Origin of the sequence: Pontibacter russatus, assembly GCF_009931655.1 — a bacterium.
Taxonomy (GTDB): Bacteria; Bacteroidota; Bacteroidia; order Cytophagales; family Hymenobacteraceae; genus Pontibacter; species Pontibacter russatus.
This window is the reverse complement of record NZ_CP047984.1, coordinates 1,031,244-1,049,336: the sequence shown is the minus strand read 5'-3', so window position 1 is coordinate 1,049,336 and position 18,093 is coordinate 1,031,244. Positions and strand designations below refer to the sequence as shown.

16 protein-coding genes and 1 pseudogene are annotated in these 18,093 nt (G+C 49.8%); 9 read left to right on the top strand and 8 right to left on the bottom strand.

Annotated elements, in window-relative coordinates; genetic code table 11:
• Window positions 1–177 precede the first annotated feature (177 nt).
• Window positions 178–855 carry a DUF4403 family protein gene (locus tag GSQ62_RS04365; RefSeq protein ID WP_262886645.1) on the top strand — a complete coding sequence of 226 codons (678 nt, stop codon included), beginning with the start codon at window positions 178–180 and terminating at the stop codon, window positions 853–855.
• 297 nt (window positions 856–1,152) lie between these two features.
• Here the strand turns inward: GSQ62_RS04365 and GSQ62_RS04360 are convergent, their stop codons facing one another.
• On the bottom strand, window positions 1,153–3,603 hold the full coding sequence (locus GSQ62_RS04360; RefSeq protein ID WP_161888375.1) for an HD domain-containing protein: 2,451 nt from the start codon (window positions 3,601–3,603) through the stop codon (window positions 1,153–1,155).
• Between the two features lie 477 nt (window positions 3,604–4,080).
• Between GSQ62_RS04360 and GSQ62_RS04355 the strand changes: the two genes are divergently transcribed.
• Both GSQ62_RS04355 and GSQ62_RS04350 read left to right on the top strand, forming a co-directional pair.
• Window positions 4,081–4,494, top strand: a complete 414-nt coding sequence (locus GSQ62_RS04355) for a hypothetical protein (protein ID WP_161888374.1) — start codon at window positions 4,081–4,083, stop codon at window positions 4,492–4,494.
• A gap of 406 nt (window positions 4,495–4,900) precedes the next feature.
• Window positions 4,901–5,986: a Gfo/Idh/MocA family protein gene (locus tag GSQ62_RS04350; protein WP_161888373.1), complete on the top strand. Its 1,086-nt coding sequence runs from the start codon at window positions 4,901–4,903 to the stop codon at window positions 5,984–5,986.
• Between the two features lie 22 nt (window positions 5,987–6,008).
• Here the strand turns inward: GSQ62_RS04350 and GSQ62_RS04345 are convergent, their stop codons facing one another.
• Window positions 6,009–6,965: a multidrug resistance efflux transporter family protein gene (locus GSQ62_RS04345; RefSeq protein ID WP_161888372.1), complete on the bottom strand. Its 957-nt coding sequence runs from the start codon at window positions 6,963–6,965 to the stop codon at window positions 6,009–6,011.
• Window positions 6,966–7,003: 38 nt separating this feature from the next.
• Entirely contained in the window at window positions 7,004–7,891 is an 888-nt protein-coding gene (locus GSQ62_RS04340; RefSeq protein ID WP_161888371.1) for an AraC family transcriptional regulator, read from the bottom strand.
• Between the two features lie 163 nt (window positions 7,892–8,054).
• Between GSQ62_RS04340 and GSQ62_RS04335 the strand changes: the two genes are divergently transcribed.
• Both GSQ62_RS04335 and GSQ62_RS04330 read left to right on the top strand, forming a co-directional pair.
• A complete protein-coding gene (locus tag GSQ62_RS04335) occupies window positions 8,055–8,465 on the top strand; it encodes a hypothetical protein (RefSeq protein WP_161888370.1) in 411 nt (136 codons plus the stop codon).
• A gap of 693 nt (window positions 8,466–9,158) precedes the next feature.
• Window positions 9,159–10,100: a universal stress protein gene (locus GSQ62_RS04330; RefSeq protein ID WP_161888369.1), complete on the top strand. Its 942-nt coding sequence runs from the start codon at window positions 9,159–9,161 to the stop codon at window positions 10,098–10,100.
• A 402-nt stretch (window positions 10,101–10,502) separates the two neighbouring features.
• Here GSQ62_RS04330 and GSQ62_RS04325 read toward each other — a convergent pair whose 3' ends face one another.
• Together GSQ62_RS04325 and GSQ62_RS04320 are read right to left on the bottom strand one after the other, a co-directional pair.
• On the bottom strand, window positions 10,503–11,528 hold the full coding sequence (locus tag GSQ62_RS04325; RefSeq protein WP_161888368.1) for a sugar phosphate isomerase/epimerase family protein: 1,026 nt from the start codon (window positions 11,526–11,528) through the stop codon (window positions 10,503–10,505).
• A 349-nt stretch (window positions 11,529–11,877) separates the two neighbouring features.
• Window positions 11,878–12,978 carry a Gfo/Idh/MocA family protein gene (locus GSQ62_RS04320; RefSeq protein WP_161888367.1) on the bottom strand — a complete coding sequence of 367 codons (1,101 nt, stop codon included), beginning with the start codon at window positions 12,976–12,978 and terminating at the stop codon, window positions 11,878–11,880.
• Between the two features lie 334 nt (window positions 12,979–13,312).
• Between GSQ62_RS04320 and GSQ62_RS21225 the strand changes: the two genes are divergently transcribed.
• Entirely contained in the window at window positions 13,313–13,597 is a 285-nt protein-coding gene (locus GSQ62_RS21225; protein WP_449421683.1) for a hypothetical protein, read from the top strand.
• The gene (locus GSQ62_RS04315; RefSeq protein WP_449422010.1) at window positions 13,522–13,767 is read left to right on the top strand and encodes a DUF4256 domain-containing protein; all 246 of its coding nucleotides are present in this window, start codon (window positions 13,522–13,524) and stop codon (window positions 13,765–13,767) included. Before GSQ62_RS21225 ends, GSQ62_RS04315 begins: the two co-directional genes overlap by 76 nt.
• A 106-nt stretch (window positions 13,768–13,873) precedes the next feature.
• Here the strand turns inward: GSQ62_RS04315 and GSQ62_RS04310 are convergent, their stop codons facing one another.
• From GSQ62_RS04310 to GSQ62_RS21030, 3 genes are read right to left on the bottom strand one after another with little or no spacing between them, the layout of a single operon-like run.
• Window positions 13,874–14,713 (bottom strand): VOC family protein, encoded by an 840-nt coding sequence (locus GSQ62_RS04310; protein WP_161888366.1) that lies wholly within the window; start codon window positions 14,711–14,713, stop codon window positions 13,874–13,876.
• A 6-nt stretch (window positions 14,714–14,719) separates the two neighbouring features.
• Window positions 14,720–15,154, bottom strand: coding sequence for a VOC family protein (locus GSQ62_RS04305; RefSeq protein WP_161888365.1), 435 nt, complete (start codon window positions 15,152–15,154; stop codon window positions 14,720–14,722).
• A gap of 38 nt (window positions 15,155–15,192) precedes the next feature.
• Window positions 15,193–16,080, bottom strand: coding sequence for an SRPBCC family protein (locus tag GSQ62_RS21030; RefSeq protein ID WP_161888364.1), 888 nt, complete (start codon window positions 16,078–16,080; stop codon window positions 15,193–15,195).
• Window positions 16,081–16,343: 263 nt separating this feature from the next.
• Between GSQ62_RS21030 and GSQ62_RS04295 the strand changes: the two are divergent.
• Window positions 16,344–17,132 (top strand): annotated as a pseudogene (locus GSQ62_RS04295) (IS5 family transposase).
• Window positions 17,129–18,040, top strand: a complete 912-nt coding sequence (locus tag GSQ62_RS04290) for an AraC family transcriptional regulator (RefSeq protein ID WP_161888363.1) — start codon at window positions 17,129–17,131, stop codon at window positions 18,038–18,040. Before GSQ62_RS04295 ends, GSQ62_RS04290 begins: the two are co-directional and overlap by 4 nt.
• Window positions 18,041–18,093 lie beyond the last annotated feature (53 nt).

Below are 18,093 nucleotides of genomic sequence, written 5' to 3'. Positions count from 1 at the left end.
CTCGTACTACTCCAACCGCGGAATCAGGTGTCATTTGCAGCCATATATCTTATATATAAAACGGCTGTTGCCGAAAGGCGACGGCTGTTCTGCTTGGTTATATATACTATTGCTTATCTTTAAGCAGCTTTAACCAGAAGGCACAGCAGGAGCACCGACGGCCACCTGCCTTATTCGTTGGATGAAAAGGCTGTTGCCTGCGAACTGCTTCCTAAACTTGACCCTATGGAAAACTCTGTACAATTGGATATTCCTTTCACAGTAACTTATGCAGCCTTGGAGGGGGTGCTGCAGCAGCAGTTGGTAGGTGAATATATCCCAAAATCAGAAGGGGGTGCTCCGGAAAACCCGTATGCCCGCGTGCTGGATGTAGGGATAACCGGGAGCAGCGGAGGCATATATAACGTGCTGCTGCGGGTGCAGCTGAGCATTCTGCGTACGGTGCTAAAACGGGATAAGGTTGAGCTCTACGCCTCGGTTGCCCTGGCCTACGACAATGCCTCCCAGCAACTCTATGTGCAGCAGTTTTCGGTGGAGTCTGCTACCTCCAGTGGGTTTTACAACACGGCGCTGGAGGTGCTGGTGAACAAAGTGGCCTACAGCCAGATCATCCAAAAGGCCAGGGTTGACCTGAAAGCCATCATCGCGGCAGAACTGCAAAAAGTGAACAGCCAACTGGCGCAGGGCCTTGAACTGAAAGGGCTAAAACTGAATGGTGCCGTAGCCGCAGTGACGGTGCAGGACCTTGTTCCGAAGCCGGACGGACTTTCGCTTCGTTTGCAGGCGCAAGCCAACCTGGAGGTAACCATAAATGATCTGGCAAGCCTTATGCCTCCGAAAGTAGATATGGGGTAAGGCTATTGTAATATAATAATCCTGCTGGCACTAGCTCCCAGCCTTATGCTGTTCCATAACTCTTTTACAAAAGGCCGGAATTGGGTGGCTTTTAGTACTGGGTAATATATAAAACAGCTCTTTCTCTCCAGCATAACATATTTTATATATGCCGTTGCTGATGCGAGCTTTTAGCTCGTAACATTATTCTTACAAGAGGAGAAACTTTGAGGATATAATGAAATAACATAAGCTATAAGATCGCGCTGGTGTGGAAAGTCTGAACAATAGGGGGGTGAAACTATAGCTATTAGAACACTAAATCCTATTCATGATATTTAAAAATTTCTGATGATTGGCTTTGAATTGGTTATTATTTAATTCCACTTTTAGCTTCCTCCAATAGTTTTGATCCACAGATTTTCTTATACCGATCAAAATTAGTTCTATAAGCTTTTCCTCAAAGCCGACCCATTTTTCATCAATTAATATTTCTGTTCTAGCTGAATTGAGGTTGATGTCGCGGTTTCCCCCAATATTTATATTTATCAATACGCTAATTGGCCAATGAACTTTTGCATGAAGATAAATTTGTCCCATCCAATGAGAAAAGATAGACATTGGTATCTCTATCCCATGAAGGGATAACTTTGATCTAGATTCTCGATAATAAACTGGTAGTTCTTTTACTGCCGTTTTTCCTTGTGCAGAATCCCATTCAATAGTCTGAACTTTCTTTGAAATACGATTGACCTCTACATTCCAATGAGTTTTGAGTAGGAACTGCTCATCCTCAACTTTAATTTCTTTGGATGTGGAGCTCAGACTTGCGACTGGCATTTCATTCTCTTCAAGAATTGCAACAATACATGCACCAGTTATTCCTTCCTCTCCATCAAATTCTAATCTAAAATCTCTAATTTTTTCATCATTCTGCAACCAATTCATATCTTGGTGGCTATCAAACTTGATTTCTTTAGGAGACTGAACAGTGTGAACGTAACTTTTGTCAAAGCAAGTTATATGTAAATCAAATGGTGGGAACGGAACTGTTTGAATAATAAAGTTTAAGATCTGTCCAGATGGTGAATGTGCCCAAGGGTTATTTTGTCTTAGTTGCAACTTTGTAGAAGTTCCGGGATGCCTTCTTGAACCGTTTTTAATATAGAAAATGCTTTCTTGGCCTACAACTGTAACTGATAATGGTACACCTGAACTATGAGCTTCGTAAAGTCTCTTGGTCTCTACTTCAATACTGTCCGTAATCATAAAGCAAGATAATATACCAATACCAAATCGAGAAGTAGGAATGAAAGAGGACTTAAGACTGGATTTTAGGTCCAAAAAGTCACTTGATGTATAATATGAGGTACCAACCTTTGAGTAAAACTTATCTATAATATCTTGGTCCATACCTACTCCATTATCATCTACTTCTAAAAAAGTATTATTACCCTCCTTATAAAACTTAATTGAAATCTTCGGAATATAACCAGTATTGTCCCAGCTTTCTTCCATCTTTTGGCGAAGCTTGCATGCATCTACTGAATTTTGGATCAATTCCCTTAGAGCAACACTAGGCTGCCCATAGAGTTTAGTACCCATTAATATGTCAATTATTTGCTCCTTATTAAGCGTGAATTTTGTATCGCGATACAAATAAATTGGATTACCAGCAATATCTTTTTTCGCGTTGATTTTTGAACGTTCTACATTGCTCGGTAAGGGTATGCGATAATAACTGGGGAAAGGATTTCGCACTGAATCATGAAGGTTGTTTAAAACACCTGTACAGGCTGATAATTCATAATCAATATAATCGCAGAATTTCCTTATTGAAGCTTCAATGGCAGGGTGATTACAAGTAGCATTATATGCTATCTTTTCACCAGAAATTGTCCATGCTTCAACTGATCTATGTTTAGCCCATTCTATAAGTGAAACGGGATCTTTTACACCGAGATGTGCAAACAGAACTTTAGGAGTTCTATTACCATCAAAATCCAAGATATCAGCAAGTCGTAGTAATACTCCAATAAAAGGAAGACAAATAAAGGTTTCTTGACCAGCAACAATGGAATGATCTATATCAAGTAATTTGATTGCATCTTCGTTATGACTTTTGCATAACAAGGCCAGTTCAGTAGTTAGATCAATATCTTTGTATCTAATTTTATATAGCCATTCTTTCTCCAAAATTTCTATAACACGGTTGGCGTGGGTGATTCTTATATACTCACTTATTAAGTATTTTTCTACTAGTTCAGCTTGTGCATGTTTCCCTTGTGACTTTAGATAATTTATATCATTTACTTGTATAAGCTTTCCATTTCTAAACCGTACATACTTCTCGTGCTCCTCTAGTTCTTGTGCTGTTGGAAGCTCATTATTCCATATCTTAAGCCAACTTCTAACATCCTGTTCAGACGGAGACATACCTATATCATGAAAAAATGCGGTTAAGATTAATAATGCTAGCTCAGGATTAGAAAGTTTATTTAAGGTTTCGTCTGGGAGTAATGCCCCCATCAGTCGAAGTACCCTAAACAGATGTTCTCCATCATGTAAAGTAAACTCACCCATATACTTTAGTACAAGTTTACTGCGGTGGTAACAATAATGTACCGCTTCATGGACAAGATTAAGCAAGCCTTGACATCCATTGTCCCTGCCAGTTTGGCAATTTTCAACAAGTTTCAAGTATATTGTACTATTATTTAGTCTTAGTCTGACTTCCTCTTGATATAAATCCGAAATTGTAGCGGTCATAATGTTTATTTTAGCATTTAATTAAATTTACTAAAACATTTAGAATTTGCAACATATAAAATTGATTATATAGCACCCACGCTGGAGCCTTATCCTGTTCCATATCTTTTCTGAAAAGGACCTTAAATCAACTGCGTTTAAAAGGCTTTCAGAAAAAGAAGTTGATAATCGACCACTAGCAATCAAAATATCCCAGAAATGACCCTGCATTGTCATTAAAACCGAGAATTGATGACTATAATCTTCGTTTGTGAAAAGTTATGGAATAGGATAAGGCTTGTAGCTCGCACCGTTACTTGTGAAATAAACTACGTACTCCCATACCTTTCTCAGAGACAGCCGCTACTAGCTCCAAACCATTTGCATGAAACTTATTTTCTATATAATCACAGCCAAATACTATTTAATCACGTTTCTCTATATAGGGAGTAGCTTTATGGTGCTGCTTCACGTAAAGGCTTTAGGATAGCCGGAAAAATGGAAGAGCAGGTAACGTTAAAAAAGGTATATGGCGATGTGTTTTTCACTGCCAGGAGAATGGAAGGCAACGCGTTTATATATGCGCAGTGGTTCGGGGTGCAGTCGGTGGAGACGGTGAAGGAAGGCGGCACAAAACTGCTGGAGATGATGAAGGAGAAGCCCTACACTAGGCTGCTCAACAGCAACAAAAACGTGGTCGGCTCCTGGGACATGGCCCTGGAGTGGGCCGAGCAGGAGTGGGCTCCCCAGATGCGGGCCGCCGGACTGCGGTACCTGGCGCAGGTGGTGCCCTCCAGCATCTTTGCCATGATCACCATCGAGAACCTGGTCCGGCAGATAGACAACGAGTTCGAAGTCAGGATGTTTAACGAAGACGCCGAGGCGGAGGCCTGGCTCCTTTCCGTGGACTGAGAAGCCCCGGGTACTTAACAATTGCGCAAATGGAGCAGGTATATATAACGCCCGTTCCAGCGGCTCGTTCCCATCTTTCAAAAGCAGGGGCAGAAACCCTTCCGGTAGCATCGCAAACTACGGGGTATCTATCTTTCCCGCCGAATCACTTATGGCAAGTTGCATTTCGTTTGCGTCCTATAAGCCCAAACAGCGCGCTTCTCCGGCAACAGGCTCTCTGTGCGTCAGCTATGTATATAGTGTTACCGGGTTTCCTGCTGGTTGCTTCCATTCTGACGCATTTTATATATAAACTGGTGCTGCCTCGATACTAACATACATGCAAATCTTATACCTTGTGGAGAGAAGCAGCGTATAAGCGCCTCTGCGTACCTTGCTTTAATGGTATAACCCGAAACGACAGCACATGCATTATCTCCTTTTCAGCCTTCTCGGCATGTTATTTCTTACGCCCGCCTTTGCCCAGTCGCCGGTAAGGGTGGCGGTGGCGGGCCTGAGCCACGGCCACGTAGACTGGATATTCAACAGGCCCGGCAAAAAGGACATCGTACTGGTAGGGATATATGAGCCCAACCAGGAACTAGCCGCCCGGTATGTCAAACGCTACAAACTCGACCAGAAGCTGTTCTTCGATGACCTTGGCAAGATGCTGGACCAGGCAAAGCCCGAGGCCGTCTCTGCCTTCGGCGCCATCAGCGACCATGTTGCGGTGGTCAGGGCCTGCGCGCCCCGGAAAATCCATGTGATGGTGGAGAAGCCGCTTGCCACCACCCTGGCTGATGCGAAAGAAATACAGGCGCTCGCCCAGAAAAACAACATCCATGTGCTGACTAACTTTGAGACGTCGTGGTACGCCAGCAACCAGCACGTGAAAAAGCTGCTGGACGAGGGGAAGCTGGGGGAGGTCCGGAAGGTGATGGTGAACGACGGGCACCAGGGGCCGAAGGAAATTGGGGTGAGCGATGAGTTCCTGGAGATTCTGACCGACCCTATGAAAAACGGGGCCGGAGCCCTGATGGATTTCGGATGCTATGGGGCCAACCTGATGACCTGGCTGATGGAGGGCGTAAGACCTGTTTCCGTCACGGCGGTAGCCCACCAGAACAAGCCCGCCATATATAAGCAAGTGGACGACGAGGCCACCATCGTCCTGCAGTACCCCAAAGCCCAGTGCGTCATCCAGGCCTCCTGGAACTGGCCCTTCTCCCGCAAGGACATGGAAGTATATGGGACTGACGGTTACGCCGTTGCAGTGGACGCGACAACGGTGCGCCAGCGGCTGGAAGAAAAGGCACCGGAAAAGGCAATAATGCTGGAGCCGCGCCCTGCGCCTTACACCGACCCGTTTTCTTTCCTAGCTTCGGTGGTGAGCGGCCAGTTGGCGCTTGAAAAGAACGACCTGTATGGCCTGCCCCTCAACGTTACGGCCGTGGAAATTCTGGAGGCTGCCAAAGCGTCAGCGGCTTCGGGGAAAACCGTTTATTTAAAGTAGCCTGGGTTCAGCTATATAAGCTTTACGTAACCTGCAGCGCCTTTTGCCGCGACGGCACCGTGTACAGCACCAGCCCGCAGATGATAAGCAGCATACCGAGGTTGCCAAGCCAGTTGGGCCAGGAGACACCCAAGAGCAGTACCTCCCCGATTACCGTGACCAGTATCTCAATAGATTGCGTGGCCTCCACCGCCGCCAGCGAGGCAGCGCTGGAACGGGCCAGGTGCATGGCCTTGAAGAACAGGATACAGCCCACCACACCGGAGCTCAAAGAGATAAGAAACACCGTCAGGAGCTGCCCCTGCCCCGGCAGGCCAACCTGAAAATAACCATACAGCAGCAGCATGAGTTGTACCGGGAGGCTGCCCAAAGCCGTGCCGGCCACGCGCTGCATGGCGCTGAGGGAATGGCCTTCCTCTTCCACGTGCAGCAGCAATTTCCGGTTAGCGAGGGGCCAGGCAAACGCCGCCAGCATCACCAGCCCGATGCACCACCACAGCTGGTGCGGGGTGTAGCTGCCGTTCCGCTGGCTCCACTGCATACACGCAATGCCCGCCATTATCAGCAGGGAGAGCAGCAGGGCCCGCAGCGGTACTTTCGCGCGGTGGTCTTTGTACAGAAAAGGCGAGAGGAGGATGCCGGCCACTATCGTGAATTGGAACACGCCTGCCACCAGCCACCCGGGGCCGAAGGAGGCCGCACAGGTCAGGAAGATGTATGACAGGCCGAAAGCCACGCCACCCCACACAAGCCATACCCGCAGGTTCTGCCGCATCACCCGCAACAGCTGCCCAAGCTGCCCCTTCGCCGCCAGCACAGCCAGGAGCAGCAGCACCAGGAACGTGGTGCGCAGTCCGGTCGTCCAGGCCCAGTGCCCTCCCCTCGACGAGAGAAAACTGTTGAGGATATAGGTGGAGCTGAAAAAGACACAGGCTGCGGAGCCCAGTGCTATCGCCTTCAGATTGCTGTTAGCCTGCATATCGAAATCATTTCTGCAAAGCTACGGCAGCGCCGCGCTCACCCGACTGGACTTTCAGCGGCAAGGACGGTACTTTCGGAACCTCCCTGGCGCAGCTGCGACGGCGTGCTCCCCGTCATTCGCTTGAAGAAGCGGACAAAATAAGACGCATCCTCAAAGCCCAACTGGAAGGCAATCTCTTTTACAGACAGGCTGCTGAAGAAAAGCAGGCGCTTGCTCTCCACCACAAGCCGCTCGTGCTGCATATCGGCCACGGTGGTGTGCAGGTACTGCCGGCAGAGGCTGTTCAGGTGCTTGGGCGTGATGCCAAGGGCGTCGGCGTAAAAGCTGATGCTGCGGTGCTCCCGGTAATGGTCCTCCACCAGGCCGCTGAGGCGGAAGAGGCGCTCGCTGTGCCGTGCGGGTGTGATTTTCCCGATTTGTACGTGGCACTCCCGCAGCAGGTACTGCAGCAGAATGTACAGGTACCGCGACAAAATGGCCTCATCCGGCGCGGGCTCCTGCAGTTCCTTTACCATCAGGCTCACCAGTTCCTCAAAAACAGTTTTCAGCTTGTAGTTCAGGTCGAGGTAGGGGTGCTGGTATACCGAGCTGAAGATAACGAAGGCGTCGTGCGCCCGAATGCCCGTCGACTGCAGGAATCTCTCCGAGAAGGATATGAGCACGCCCTTTTCCTGGCGCGACTCCCGCTGGTGCGCCTGTCCCGGCCGGAGCAGGAACACCCGGTCGGCCTGCAGGGGATAGCGCAGAAAATCAATCAGGTGGTCGCCGCCCCTGGTCTCCTGCACATACATAACCATATAGGCGTCGTGGCAGTGCGGCACCTCCGACAGCTCACTCGCGTAGGTTTCGAGGGGCATCACCGTCAATGCCTTCTGGTTGAGCAGGTCCTGTACAGGCAGCCGTTCTGTTGCTGAGAGCTTCATGAGGCAAGTTAAGCTTATATGTGTATACGAGGTGAAGCGTCGGCATAGCCGTTACAGCCGGAGGCAATCCATAGAGGCAGACTACCCGCCTGCGCATTTATATATCCCCTCTGCGCCTAACACCGTTATAAAAAGAAGGAATGTATAGCATAAGCATATGAAGATGAATGATATAAGAAAATGTCTGATGGCCCTTTGCCTGCTGGCCGCCAGCGCATGGATGAGCGGTTGCCAGACCGGCGCCGCCACGACAGGCAGCGGCACGGCAACTACAGAAAACGGAAGCCTGGCACCCCAGCGGGTGGATATACGGGGAAGCATCATCAGGAGGCACTACGACCAGGGGCAGGTCATGCTGGAGGTGGACGGTTTCCCTTCGCAGTACTCCCGCTACAACAGGGCCTACGTGCTGGTGCTGCCGACCACCCAGATTGTGGATACGGACGGGCAAACCATCAGCCTGAGCGAGCTGCAGCAGGGGCAGAACGTGGCCGTCCTGCTAAGGGGCGGCGGCGAGGGAAACCTTATGGGGGTGGGGGTTGCCCGGAAGGTATGGGTGGAGGAAATCTTTTAAGGCCCCGCAAGTGCGCTACCCCATAGATGATGTAAGTACTGGTACAGGTTTAGTATAAACTATCATGTCATCCTAAGGGTGGTAGAGGGTGCGTGGCTTGAATTGATTTTGTCTGCATACCTGTATAGATAGTACTTACGCAAGACAATCTTTGTCCCCCTTTGAAGGGGGCGGGGGGGATGACAACACCTATGGACAATTGTATAAGGGCTGTATTTGAAGCTATTTATTGTCAAGCCAGTGCAGCTTGGGCACTTCCAGCCGCCTCTCATCCCCCTACCCCCTTCAAAGAGGGACTTTCTTTCACTGCTTGTAACTTTTGCGTAAGTCCTAATAGCGTGGCGCATGGGCGGTATATATAAAAGCACAAAGGCTTAGCCTATATTCTTCCTCCCGTTTTCAAAGAACCAGCCGGTTATATATGGCACAGCCTGAACTCACTGACATGCGCCATTCTGTATGGGCGTGTCGGTTGGGGGCTTCTGGTGTTCCTGCCGCCTGTGTGGGAAGGCAGCACCTTGTGGCCTTACAGCTGCTGCAATTCAGGGAGGAGGGCTTAAACTGATGAGAATCATCTTTGCTAATGACATAGCCCATCTCTTTTCCAGGTCTTTTGGGGTAAATTTATACTGTACTTCAGAGCCTGCGTATGCATGCTCTGGCAAGTGCTCCCATATATCAGACTGAGCCGCCATGAAAACCATATTAGTGCCAATCGACTACTCCGATAATTCGCTGAACATCCTGACCTACGCCCTGGAGATTGCCAGGGTGGCAGGTATGGATGTGATCGCCTTTCACGCATTTTTCCCCATTGTGTCTCCCCCGGCGGCTTATGATGCCGCAGACGTGGTGATGGCGCTGGAGGAGGGCAAGGCGAAGGAACTGGAGAGCTTCGCTGAAGACGCCAGGCAGCTTGCTGCGCAGGCATATGCCTCCCAGTCAAGTACTATCACCGGTACTGGCACCGACAGAACCATTCCAGACTTCAATGGCATTAAAATTTCCTGTGTCACCAGGATGGGAGGCGCCTTTGAGCAGATCATGCGGGCCATCCGGCTGTATAAAGCTGACTTGGTGGTGATGGGGATGCAGGAAGGGGAGGCGCTAAGCCAGGCGCTGCTCGGCAGCACCACGATCTCCGTCATGCAGGAAAGCAATGTTCCTGTCCTGGCGGTGCCGAAGGGGGCTATATACAAAGGGTTCGGGTCTGTGCTGTTTGCTGCAGATCTGCACCATGTCAATGCCCGCACCGACCTGCATCTTCTCCGGGACTTTATGGAGCCGTTTCAACCGAAGTTACAGGTGCTGCACCTGTACCGCACTGAGAAGCAGTTTGAAGAGTTCGAGGCACAGGGAGCCCTGGAGGCGCTAAGCAGAAACTTCCGGGATGTGAGCTACAACGTATCTTTCGACCTGCGGGAGGATGTGGCAGCTGGTATCCAGGAGTATATAAAGGAGCAGCGGGCCGACCTGTTGGTATTGATTCCGCAAAAGCACACCTTCTTTGAGCGGCTGCTCGGCAAAAGCATAACCGGGAAGATAACAGCCTATCCGTCCGTGCCGCTGCTGGCGCTGCCGTCCAGCATTTTACTTCGGGCTGCAGACGCAGAGGAGGAGGCCTTGAGTCTGTAGTAAGGTGTTCGCTGCCTGTATCACTCACGCTGCCATTCCGGAAGTTCATCCATTTTAATCCGCAGCTTAGGCACTGCCCAGGCCATATATAAATGCAGCCTGGGCAGTGCATGTGGACAATAGGGCCTTTGCAGACACGGGCGGGGAAGCCCGCGCCATATATGCGCCACAAACCGGCATGGCCCAGCAAGAAACGTTCTTGCCCCCGAAGGGAGACGCTTTAAACTGCATTACTTTTGGTATAGCGGCAGTTAAATAAAAGGGCACAAGGCTTTAGGTGATACATACATAAGGGCGCCATACATCCCAATGCGAAATGCTTTTATAGACAGAGCATGTTCATGGTAAGGTTACTGATATAGAATTGCATAGCGCTATATCGCAATGGAAACCACCCGCGCCCTATTTCACAAATTCGGATTTGGCCACATACGCATAGGACTTCCTGACTGATTCCATTTGTGAAGGAGACGCACTGGTGGCAGGGTTGGGGTATTCCAGCTCCACATAATACCTTTCCAGGCCTCCGGAAGCGTAACCGGCGGTAAAGATGTTCTCGAAATTCATGAACCCTGTCGAGCCCAGCACGTCCCGGTCTTTGATGTGCAGGAGGGGAAAGCGCCCGGGGTACCGCCTGAAATAGGTAACCGGGTCGCACTGTCCCATTACCGCCCAATACACGTCCATCTCAAAAAACACCAGGTCAGGATCCGTGTTCGTCAAAAGAAAATCATAGAAAATCTCGCTGGGGTAGCTGTCCCCGGTAATTTCCATCTCCGGCGACCAATCCTCGCCCCGCTTCACGCCAATCCGCTTAAACTCCGCGCTATGATTATGGTAGCCCCAGCGCATGTTTGCCTCTCTGGCCAGTTCCCCTGTCTGGTTGAAGATGTCACAGACCAGCTTTGCATCATCCAGCGTGTTGACGAGGGGCATGGCGGGCTGCACCATCACAGGAACTCCCAACTCATGATGGTCAGCAATGGCCCGTTTCCAGAACTCAAGAATAGCATTGGTGTTTTCGCGGGTATATGTTTCAACCTGTATGCTGCGCTCTCCTTTGCCGGTTCCTCCGCCGTCACCGAATTTGTAAAAGCTTTTCAGCGGAGGTTCCAGGTGCGAACTGGTAGGCTTGAGGCCAATGTCATCCAACATCTTTTGATACTCCTTTAACGAATAGCCCAAGACAGCACCTTTCTTGCCCTGCTGCTCATAGCCATATAGCTCCACATGCGAGAAGCCAATGTCCTTCAGGGCTTTCAGCGAACCCACCATGTCCTGCTTCAACTGGCGACGGATCGAATAGGTCTGGATGCCGATTTCCTTTTGCTTCGGCGCGCCTGCGGCGGCCCGGGCGTTGGTGGCAGGGAGCATTCCGGCTACCGCAAGTGCTGTGGCGTTTTTAAGAAAAGTACGTCTTTTGTTCATGTGGGAGATGGCGTAAGTGGCAGTAGAGCTAAGGTAACAATAAATGGATGATCATAAAAGGACCGGACCTTCCGCAGGGGGTTGGCTGCTTTCAATTAATTTCTGAGTATATACCTAGCCTTTCGGACTAAGGTATATACTCAGAAAGAAGGCAATGGAGAATGTCTGCCCAGGAGGCAGGTGCATTCCGACAGGGCCCTTTATCCTCTTTAGATAAATTAATCAGTAAACTCCCTGCGGCTTTCCGAAAGCAGGCCCCTTTGCAGCATGGAGAAGCTGCAGAGGGGCCTGCATATATGGAATGTGCAAAAAGAGCGCTTGCTTCTTGTGTATAGGAAATCACCTGACCCTATACCTTCACGCGCTGGCCCGACTCTGCGGCTTTATAGATCGCTTCCACAATCCGGATGTCGCGGAGGCCTTCCTCGCCTGGCACCAGCATCGGCTTGTTCTGCATGATAGCCATGGCATTGTCGTCCATTTGCTTTGCCTGCTGCCACGGCACCTCGTAAGGGTGGTTGATTTCTCCGAGCGGACTAGTTCCTTTCACACCGGCATAGGCCTGGAACGGCTCCATCTTGATTTCCCCTTTCTCGCAGGCGATGTTCAGGTAGTTGATGTTCTCACCAAAACTAGTCTTGATGTCGGCGACCACCCCACCCGGAAACTCGAGCTTCGCCACCGTTGTCTCGTCAATGTTGGTGTATATCTCCGGGCGCGTAGTGGAAATTTTCGCCGATGCAATGGCGATGGGTTCCAGGCCTGTACCCAGCCGCGCACCTTGTATGGCATATACGCCCATGTCGTAGAGCGCGCCCCCGCCCAGTTCCTTTGTTTGTTTCCAGTGGTTTGTGCGGTTCTCGCGGTAGCCGGCGCCGCAGCTTGCCTGCTTCACCTTGCCCAGCAGCTTCTGGTTCACGATGCGCATGTACTCCTGCGTGTTGGGCTCGTGCTGCAGGCGGTAACCAATCGCCAGCTTTTTCTTGTTCTTGCTGCAGGCAGCAATCATCTCCCGGCACTCCTGCTCCGTCATGGCCATCGGTTTCTCGCACCACACATGCTTGCCGGCATTGGCCGCCCGCACCGTGTACTCGCGGTGCATGGACGGGGGCAGCACCACGTACACCACATCTATATCCGGGTTATTGGCAATCTGGTCGAAAGTCTGGTAGTTATATATGTTCTTGTCGGGGATGTTGTACTTCTTTTTCCACTCCTCGGCCTTGGAGGGCGTACCCGTCACAATACCGGCGAGGTAGCAATTCTTCGTCTGCTGCAGGGCGGGTGCCAGCAAATCGGTGCTGTAATAGCCCAGGCCCACCAGCGCCACGCCGAGGCGGTCTTTTTGCTGGCGTGTGGCCGCCAGTAGCGCATGTGGTGAAAACAGAGCGGCGGCACTGCCTAAGGCAAGGCTTTTCAGGACGTCGCGGCGGGAGGGGGTAAGTGTCATGGGGTCCGTTTTTTGAGGTTTATATAGGAGAAGGCTTTCTTTGATTACCTGAGTGATATATACTGCCAGTTTAATTATAAAACCCGATGTTTCCAAACGAAATGTTTAGCATATGGCTAACAGTCTATTGTATGATATTCTTCCGACGCTGTCTCTCCATCGCATGCGCCTAAAATTGTTAATTAAATAGCATATTATGTCAATTTTGGCAATATAGGCGAAGGGTTTTGAACAAGCCAATATCACACATTTAAGACTATGGAAACCAGAAAAGCTTTGTCTACCGAACAGTGCGAAGAACTACCCAGCATATAAAACCAATTTTAAGAAAAGCGTGAATCGCCATCAGGGACTGCAATGGGCCAGTGTACTGGCAAAACCTGAAGCTGATCCGGAGAGGCTGTGGTCGCTGGATAAATGGAAAGAACCGGTGGCGAATCGGGTGTTGAACGCCACAATAAAGCGACCGGCAAATGCATCTTTTATGATCGCTCGGCGGAAAGTCCCAGAGGCCGCTGAAGTGCTTGCCATCACCGGCAGGCCCTGGAATCAAGGAAACAACAAGAACCGGAAAATTGCGCGGTTGGTATGGCTACGGCAATTGGAATTGAACTGTTAACGGATGAACAAGACTTGGAACTGCAGCAATTGGGGAGTTTTAATACGGAAACATCGAGCTGGGTGAAAACACCTGCTCCTATCCAGAAGCTTGGGGGTCTCTTTTGTGACCGTCGCTACGACATTGTTTTTATGAGCCACAAAGGGCTACCGGGGCTCCCTAAGCGTTAAAAGCAAAGAGCCGCACAAACCTGGGCGGCTCTTTGCTATACCTGGTCAATAGCCAGCTTTGAAAGTAAAACAAGGGCCGAAGGAGGGGCAGGCTTTGGCCGCTGCCTCAGGCATCCACCAGTTGCTGGATATCAAGCTTTTTCATTTTCATAAAGGCCTGCGTGGTGCGGGAGGCTTTTTCCGGCTCGCGCATCAGTTGTTCCAGCACGGCAGGAACCACCTGCCACGACACGCCATACCTGTCTTTGAGCCAGCCGCATTGCACTTCCAGGCCCCCTTCGGTTAGTTTATCCCAATAGTAGTCAATCTCTGCCTGTGTGTCGCAGAGAATGACCAGGGAAATGCCCTCATTGAAGCCAAAGTCATGCGGATAGGAACTGTCCATGGCCATGAACACCTGTTGCCCCAGCTTGAACTGCGCATGCTTCACGGTGCCTTCCACGTCCTGGTCCTGGGTATTATATCTCAGGATGCCCACGATAGAAGAATTGTCAAACAGGGAGGTATAAAATTGGATGGCCTCTTCGGCTTTGCCTGCCTGCTGGCCAGTAAACATTAGGGATGGCGTGAATTTCTGCCCCACATTTTCCAGCTTATCCAGGGCCAGTTGCCAACTCACCCCGAATTTGTCCTGCACCCAGCCGTACTGCTCGCTCCAGGGGTATTTATCTAAAGGCATCAGCACCTTTCCACCTTCGGATAAGCTGGCCCAGGCCTGTTCCATCTCGCTTGCCGTTTCGCAGACTACATAAAAAGAAATGGAAGGATTGGGAGTAAACATAGGGCCTCCGTTCAGCCCCATGAATTTTTGCCCGCCCAGCTCAAGGGTCACTACCAAAGGGGTATCGGATGTAATTTTAGAATTTTTGAAAGCTGCCAGATATAGCTCGGCCGCTTCTTTTGCGGTGCCGTCAAACCAAAGGCAGGGATATAGTTCGTGTGTCATAACCGGTTATTTTTGATCGCAGTTAAACATCCATTGCACACCAAATTTGTCCTGGCAACTGCCATAATAGTCGCCCCAGAACATGTCCTGCAGTTCCTGTTCCACTTTGCCGCCTTCCGAAAGGGCTTCGAACAAGCGGTCGGTTTCCTGGCGGGAGTCTGGGTGCAGGGTTATGTACACATTGTTGCCATTCCTTAACCGGAAACCCATCGACTCAGGCGCGTCCGTGCCCATCAGGATGTGCCCGCCCAGGATCGGAAGGGCGACGTTCATTACCAGGTTTTTGTCGGCTTCCGGTATAGACGGCATACCGACAGAGGGAGGGATGTCGCCGAAGCGGGCAATGTTTCCGATAAAGTCGGTGCCGAACACGGATTTGTAGAAGTTAAAGGCTGCTTCGGTCTGGTTTGTGAAATTGAGGTAGGTGCTTACTGATGCCATCGTTTTGCTTTGAAGGTTAAAACTTTATTTTGAGGGATTTATGCTTCTGCTTCACAGATAGCCTTGAGTTTCTGCAGGGCTTTGGGCCAGGTTTCTGAAAAATAGGCCTCAAACTCCTGGTTCGTGTCGGTGTTAACGGAAAGCAGGGTTCCGCTCTCTGTCTCAGAAAAGGTATAGTTCTCCAAAGCGCCTGCCCAGCCTTCTACTTCTGGTCCGCTGGTGATTTCGGCACCGTGCTGCACGATTCCCAGGTGTTCGATGCTCACAAATTTGCTGGGGATATTCTCCTTTATCCTGCTCACCATCCCTCCGGTATTCCCGTCTTTGTCTGATCCCAGGAACAGGATTTTAGCGCCTTTGTCCCAGGAGCCTTCGTAATGCGATGTGGGGTTGAATTCTGCGGCCCATTCGCGATAATGCTTTTTATCCAGCATGGTGCGGTAAACTTTTTCGGCAGGAGCCTGGATGGTTATTTCGTAGTGCAGGGTTTTCGATTTGCCTGAGGCTTCCACGTATTTTTTGAAATTATCGAGGATGGCCTGCCAACCCGCCCGCTGCATCTCTGCCGGGTGGCTGTTATCAGCATCAAAGGTTTCCGTCACATGGGTTACGTTGCCGTTGGAAGCGAACATTATCCGCACTTTTCTTCCGTCCTCCATGGTATACTCTATGCGCTCGTGCTCTTTCACGGTGGTGTAGGTACCGGCAAAATCAAACCCCATACTGCCGTCTTTGGTTTCCATGCGGGAAGTGAAACTGCCGCCCTCGCGCAGATCATTTTCTGCCTTGGGGGTATGCCAGTCGTCAGACGCATTATTCCATTGGGTGATGTGTTGAGGTTCGGTCCAGAACTGCCATGTTTTCTCTACTGGCGCATGAATGGTGGTTTCTACTGTGATAATGGTTTTTTCTGCTGTGCTTTCCATAGTCAAAGAGCTAAGTGATAGAAGAATTAATATTACAAATTTAGCAGGATAATCCTAATCCAATGAGGTGCCAACCTGACAAAAGAGGGGTGGTTTGCGACAAAGTAATTTGAAATGTAATCTGCTGAACTCCCCCCGAAAATCCGGAATGTAGTTGATTTGAGCTATTAGCTCTAAAAAGACCTGTATTACTTAGAGGCTGTTTTGATTTAGTCGGATAAAAAGCAGGTGCCGGTTGTTGGGTAAGAAAAGTTTACAGATTTATGGCTTACCCAAGTGACTTAACCGACACCCGATGGCAATATATCGAAAAGATTTTAGAGGATGAAATGCTGCACCGCAAGCGTTTCTGGCCGCTGCGCAGCATCCTTGAGGCCATCTTCTACGTGAGCAAAGGGGGCATTCAGTGGCGCCTGATGCCGCTGGGCTTTCCGCCCTGGCAGACAGTGTACCACTATTACCGCAGATGGCGGCGCAGCGGTCTTTGGGATTTGCTCCATGACTACCTCCACAAGGGAGTGAGGTGCAAGAACGGCTAGCAGGATTCACCCAGCGTGGGTATCGTGAACTCACAGAGTGTGAAGACCGTGCAGCAGGGCGGCAGAGGGGCTATGACGCGGCCAAGAGGATAAAAGGGCGCAAGCGGCACCTGATGGTCGACACCCTGGGGCTGCTGATTGCCCTTGTCGTGCACCGGGCCGATGTCCAGGAGCGGCAGGGGGGGCAGGTGGCTGCTGGGCAGGGCAGCCTCCAGGAAAGCGGATTTCAGCTGGCTGAAGCTCTTTTTCGCTGACCAGGGCTACAGCGGGGTAGCCATGCGGGACTGGGTGAGGAGCACCTTCCGCCACCTGGGCTGGAGGCTTGAGATCGTCAGCCGCATACACAAGAAGGCTTTTGCCGCATTGCCGAAGCGGTGGATTGTGGAGCGGACCTTCGGCTGGCTCAAACTCTACCGAAGGCTCTCCAAAGACTACGAGTACTCAACCAAATCAGCCGAGACCATGATACAAGTAGCCATGATACACATCATACTTAAGAAACTCAACAAATGAAATCAAAACAGCCTCTTAGAAGAGGGAAATTTGAAAGTTTGAAAACTATCAAGTTCAATAAAACAGAATGCGGGGTTGATTTTCTAATCAATGCCATAAACGGTGCAGACGTGGCAAGCGAATATTTACTTTCGTCTGTTCACAACGCAGACTATTTTGAAGTCTTGGTCTTTAAAAGGGGGAATGGCCAACTTCTTTTAGATGATAAGCGGATTGATATTGAGGACAATACGATACTGTTTGTTTCCCCTTTTCAGAAAAAGAAGTGGGATGTTAACCTGCCCCTTTTAGATTTTACCATCCTGATTTTTCAGGAGGACTTTTTAAATGAGTTCTTCACCGACAAGTTGTTTACTTACCGCCTGCTATATTTCTACCAGCACGACCATTCTCTTGTTCTTATCGCTTCCAGCCAGCAAGTCCAGAGCATTTGTAACATACTGACAGAGATTAAGTCAGAACTGGTTCAGCCTAATATGGATAGCGCCCATATTATTCGCTCGTTGATTTATTATTTATTGCAGCGCCTGAATCGGGAGTATGCGCTTCAAAACAATTTGCCTTTTCAGGTTGATGCTTCCAATCACGCTTATGCCTTTAAGAAACTGATGGAATCACATATCAAAAAGACACAGCGTATAAATGATTATGCAGAACTGCTGGGCGTAAGCCGTATCACACTGAATGCAGCTGTCAAAAAGCAGTTCAATCTGACCGCTGTGGAACTCCTCAAGCAGCGGCTACTGACAGAAATAAAGAACGAGCTGCTCTACTCTGACAAAAGTATCGGCGAAATCTCCTATGGACTGGGTTACTCAGAGCCCAACCACCTCATGCGGTTTTTCAAGAACCAAACCGGCATGACCACTTCCGAATTCATAGCCGCTTATCAAAAAGGTAGCAATTAAGCTATAACGGGTAGAAAACCTTTTTAGTTGACCAGGTACCTTTGTATCAAACA